This window comes from Streptomyces sp. H39-C1 (assembly GCF_027158125.1).
Classification (GTDB): Bacteria; Actinomycetota; Actinomycetes; order Streptomycetales; family Streptomycetaceae; genus Actinacidiphila; species Actinacidiphila fildesensis.
The window spans coordinates 1-2,282 of the sequence record NZ_JAPVLS010000145.1 but is presented as its reverse complement, the minus strand read 5'-3'; the positions used below and the strand labels follow the sequence as shown (position 1 = coordinate 2,282).

General features: G+C 76.1%; 3 protein-coding genes. All 3 read right to left on the bottom strand.

Annotated features, from left to right (window positions below; all coding sequences use genetic code 11):
- Nucleotides 1-978: ABC transporter ATP-binding protein (locus tag O3W51_RS45080; RefSeq protein ID WP_269289663.1), on the bottom strand; the 978-nt coding region annotated here is incomplete at its 3' end.
- The gene (locus tag O3W51_RS45075; RefSeq protein WP_138357689.1) at nt 975-2,195 is read right to left on the bottom strand and encodes a CbiQ family ECF transporter T component; all 1,221 of its coding nucleotides are present in this window, start codon (nt 2,193-2,195) and stop codon (nt 975-977) included. The genes O3W51_RS45075 and O3W51_RS45080, both read right to left, overlap by 4 nt.
- The gene (locus O3W51_RS45070; RefSeq protein ID WP_443048409.1) at nt 2,192-2,266 is read right to left on the bottom strand and encodes a GPS-CTERM domain-containing protein; all 75 of its coding nucleotides are present in this window, start codon (nt 2,264-2,266) and stop codon (nt 2,192-2,194) included. The genes O3W51_RS45075 and O3W51_RS45070 overlap by 4 nt, the downstream gene beginning before the upstream one ends.
- Nucleotides 2,267-2,282: the final 16 nt, after the last annotated feature.

The window sequence follows — 2,282 nt, the reverse complement described above, 5'->3', positions numbered from 1 at the left end:
GCCCGCTCCGTTGCGGCCCCTCAGCGCGACGGTCTCGCCCGGCCGGACGGTCAGCGACACCTGGCGCAGCGCCTCGGTCCTGCCCCGGCGGACGGAGAGCCGGTCGAGCACCGCCACCGGTGCGGCCGCGGCCGGCAGCACGGGCGCGGCCGGGGGAGTACGGTCCGCCAGCCGCTCACGCAGCGGTCCGGCCTTCCGGCGCGCGTCGCGTACCGACAGCGGCAGCGGCGACCAGCCCGCGAGGCGGCCCAGCGCCACCACCGGCGGGTGGACGGGGGAGAGCGCCATGATGTCGGCGGGCGCGCCCTGCAGCGGGGCGGCGCCGGGGGCGGGCAGCAGGATCACCTGGTCCGCGTACTGCACGACGCGCTCCAGCCGGTGCTCCGCCATCAGCACCGTCGTCCCCAGGTCATGGACCAGCCGCTGCAGCACGGCCAGCACCTCCTCGGCCGCGCCGGGGTCCAGCGCGGACGTCGGCTCGTCCAGCACCAGCACCTTGGGGTGGACGGTGAGCACCGAGCCGATGGCGACGCGCTGCTGCTGGCCGCCGGAGAGCGTGGCGATCGGCCGGTCCCGCAGTTCGGCCAGGCCCAGCAGGTCGAGGGTCTCCTCGACGCGGCGGCGCATGGTGGCGGGCGCCAGGCCCAGCGACTCCATGCCGTAGGCGAGTTCGTCCTCGACGGTGTCGGTGACGAAGTGCGACAGCGGATCCTGGCCGACGGTGCCGACGACATCGGCGAGTTCGCGCGGCTTGTGCGTCCGGGTGTCACGGCCCGCCACCGTGACCCGGCCGGACAGGACCCCGCCGGTGAAGTGCGGCACCAGACCGGACACCGCGCCCAGCAGAGTCGACTTACCGACTCCGGACGGCCCGACGAGCAGGCACAGTTCGCCCTCGGGGACGGTGAGGTCCACTCCGGCGACGGCGGGCTCTGCGGCGTTGTCGTACCGGACGGACACCTGCTCGAAGCGGATCACGTGCGGTCCTCCTTCGAGTTCGGCTTCGGGATGACGCGCCGGGTCGGGATCACGCGCGGGGCCGGGACGACCTGCGGGGCGGGGGACACCGGGGTGGGCCGGGGCAGCGCCGGGGGCGGTGCGACGAACGCCGGCAGCAGCCCGATCAGGATCGAGAGCGCGGGCCACAGGGGCAGCGTGGGTGCGGTGAGCGGGATCGTCGGCGGGGCCAGCGCCAGCGGATCGTGCGAGGCCGCATAGATCATCAGCGCCGCCACCGCGATCCCGGAGCCCGAGACCAGCCAGGCCCGCGCGCCCCACCGGTCGGGCCGGTAGCGGCTGCGGATCGACCGCCGGCCGCCGAGCCGCAGCCCCGCCAGCGCCGAGACCAGCCCGAGCAGCAGCACGGGCACGCCGTACCCGGCGCCGGACGCGGACAGCAGCGCGTACGTCCCCGCGCACACGCCGAGCAGCCCGCCCAGCGTCAGCGCGGCCGTCGTCCGGCGTATCCCGGCCGGCACGTCGGCGGACCGGCCGTAGCCGCGCGCGTCCATCGCGGCGGCCAGCGCCACCGACCGTTCCAGCGCCCCTTCCAGAACCGGCAGTCCGACCTGCAGCAGCGCCCGCACCCCGCGGTCGTCGCGGCCCCGCAGCCGGCGGGCGGCGCGCAGCCGCTGCACATCGGTGACGAGGTTCGGAGCGAAGGTCATCGCCACGACGACCGCGACACCCGCCTCGTACAGCGCGCCCGGCAGCGACTTGAGCAGCCGGGCCGGGTTGGCGAGCGCGTTCGCCGCGCCCACGCAGACCAGCAGGGTGGCCAGCTTCATGCCGTCGTACAGCGCGAACAGCAGACCCTCCGCGGTCACCTTCCCGCCCAGCCTGACCCCCCGCGCCCAGTCGGGCAGCGGGACCTCGGGCAGCCGGAAGAGCACGTAGGTCCCCGGGATCGGCGAGCCGAGCAGGACCGCGAAGCCCAGCCGGATCGCCAGCACCACCAGGCCCAGCTTCAGGAACGCCCCGTAGGACTTCGCCCAGGGCGCGTCCGTGCGGCGGGCGGCGACCACATAGCCCGCGACCGCGACCAGCAGCAGGAGCAGCAGCGGATTGGTGGTCCTGGACGCCGCCGTCGCCAGCCCCAGCGCCCACAACCACCACGCCCCGGCGTGCAGCGCGGTCGACCGGGTGGCGACGGCGGCCCCGCGGCCGGCGGTGTTCCGGCGTAGCCCGGTGTTCATCCGCGCCGGCGGCGGGCCTGCCAGAGGGCCGCCCCGCCGAGGGCGAGGACGGCGGCGATGCCGGCGAACACACCGACCGAGGGACCC

What these genes read in the sequence shown, in the direction of transcription:
- O3W51_RS45075 (WP_138357689.1), bottom strand. Translation starts at nt 2,195, where the DNA reads ATGAACACCGGGCTACGCCGGAACACCGCCGGCCGCGGGGCCGCCGTC.